Raw genomic sequence first — 1,330 nt, 5'->3', positions numbered from 1 at the left:
GCCGGAATGACTGTGATGATGATCGTGGTGACGCCGCGGGCGAGTCTGACCCACGGAATGACCGACGTCGTCGACTGTCCTGGCCTCGATTTGTCGGCTCGTGCGGGCGTCACCGCGCACGCGGCCGAACGGGTGTTTGTGACCTCATAGGAGCTTGGTTCAGAAGCCCCGCCACAGTCTTGTCCACCCGCCCGACCGGCGCGTGCCGCCCCATTGGACACGACATCGGCAAGGACGGACACGACAAGCATGACCCATGACGCGACGGAAATCATCGGCGGAGTCGATACCCATGCCACGACTCACCATGGTGCGGTGGTCGACTCGCTGGGCAGACACCTGGCCGATCGGGAATTCCCCGCCACCACGACCGGCTACCGTGCCCTGCTGGAGTGGATGCGCTCCCACGGAACACTCACCGCGGTCGGAGTCGAGGGGACAGGCGCCTACGGCGCCGAGCTGGCCCGGGTACTCATCACCGCGGGAATCACGGTCCTCGATGTCGACCGGCCCGACCGCAAAACCCGACGCAGACAAGGCAAGTCCGACCCGATCGACGCCTACGCCGCCGCGGTGGCCGTGCTCTCGGGACGAGCCACCGGTGTCCCGAAAAGCCGTGACGGCGTCGTCGAATCGGTGCGAGTGCTGCGGACCGCACGACGCAGCGCCGTCAAGGCCCGCACCCAGGCAATCAACCAGATCCGGGGCCTGCTGGTCTCAGCGCCCGCGACACTGCGCGAGAAGGTCACCGGCCTGGACCGGGCCGCGCTGATCGCCACCCTGGCCGCGTCGCGACCCGGCCCCGACCTGTCGGACCCGCTGACCGCGACCAGGGCCGCCTTGCGCCGACTGGCCCGCCGCCATCACAGCCTCGACACCGAGATCGCCGAGCTCGACACCCAGATCGCCCCCCTGGTCCAGCAGGCGGCTCCCACACTGCTCGGGTTGTTCGGAGTCGGTCCCGACACCGCCGGGCAACTGGTGACCAGCGCGGGCGACAACCCGCACCGAATGCGCTCAGAAGCCGCGTTCGCCCACTTGGCCGGCGTCGCACCCATCCCCGCCTCCTCCGGACGCACCCACCGACACCGCCTCAACCGCGGCGGCGACCGCGCCGCCAACAACGCCCTGCACACCATCGTGTTGGTCCGCATGCGCTACGACCAACGCACCCGCGCCTACATCGAACGCCGTACCGCACAAGGACTGTCGAAGAAGGAAACAATGCGCTGCCTCAAACGATTCGTCGCCCGAGAGGTCTACCACGCACTTACCAACCCAACCAGCTAAACGCTGCGGTAACAGCCCCTTGACATCTATAGGAGCATCG

1 protein-coding gene is annotated in these 1,330 nt (G+C 67.7%); it reads left to right on the top strand.

What is annotated here, in order from left to right; all coding sequences use genetic code 11:
• Window positions 1-249 precede the first annotated feature (249 nt).
• Window positions 250-1,290, top strand: a complete 1,041-nt coding sequence (locus NU1_RS39850) for an IS110 family RNA-guided transposase (RefSeq protein WP_067529729.1) — start codon at window positions 250-252, stop codon at window positions 1,288-1,290.
• The last annotated feature ends 40 nt before the right edge of the window (window positions 1,291-1,330 follow it).

The organism is Nocardia uniformis NBRC 13702, from assembly GCF_001613345.1.
Taxonomy (GTDB): Bacteria; Actinomycetota; Actinomycetes; order Mycobacteriales; family Mycobacteriaceae; genus Nocardia; species Nocardia uniformis.
Note: the sequence above shows the minus strand (reverse complement) of the source record. Positions and strands in the feature narration are given on the sequence as shown.